The sequence below is a fragment of the Vibrio sp. Y176 genome, from assembly GCF_033438945.1.
Map to the genome: position 1 here is coordinate 1 of NZ_JAWOQS010000247.1, position 866 is coordinate 866.

Here is an 866-nt window from a genome sequence, read left to right on the forward strand (position 1 = left end):
GAGATGGTGTGACAGGAAGGCAAGCTACGTTTATCTGGATTGAAGAGTAAGCCCCATAAAGCTCAAAAGAGCTGAGATGCATAGTTCTATTTTTGCAAAGCTATCTTTATTCATTCACTCCCTTGAAATTCCCCCACTGAGTATCCATCTTTCTACTGTCAAAAGAATTCTCTTTAATCGAGGTTAGGAAGGTCGATATGCGTCTTGATAGATTTACCAGTAAGTTTCAAATCGCTATCTCTGATGCTCAATCACTAGCGTTAGGGCGCGATCATCAGTACATCGAGCCAGTTCACTTAATGGTGGCTTTGCTTGATCAAAATGGCAGTCCAATTCGTCCATTGCTGACAATGCTGGACGTGGATGTAACTCATCTCCGCTCAAAGCTGGGCGAAATGCTTGATCGATTACCAAAGGTGAGTGGCATCGGTGGTGATGTGCAGCTTTCTAGCTCGATGGGGACTTTGTTCAATCTGTGTGACAAAGTGGCTCAAAAGCGTCAAGACTCCTACATCTCGTCCGAAGTCTTCTTGCTTGCGGCATTAGAAGATCGCGGTCCTTTAGGGCAACTACTTAAAGAAGTGGGGCTCACCGAGCAAAAAGTGAGTCAAGCGATTGAAAAGATCAGAGGTGGTCAAAAGGTCAATGATCCAAATGCTGAAGAGCTACGTCAGGCTCTTGAAAAATTCACCATCGATTTAACTGAGCGAGCTGAGCAAGGCAAATTGGATCCTGTAATTGGTCGAGATGATGAAATTCGTCGCACGATTCAAGTATTGCAACGTCGCACCAAAAACAACCCAGTGATCATCGGTGAGCCTGGTGTGGGTAAAACCGCAATTGTGGAAGGCTTGGCGCAGCGAATT

General features: G+C 45.3%; 1 protein-coding gene. It reads left to right on the forward strand.

What is annotated here, in order from left to right; all coding sequences use genetic code 11:
• Positions 1 to 197 precede the first annotated feature (197 nt).
• Positions 198 to 866 (forward strand): Clp protease N-terminal domain-containing protein (locus R7O13_RS25350; RefSeq protein ID WP_318305006.1); only part of this gene is annotated, 669 nt, incomplete at its 3' end.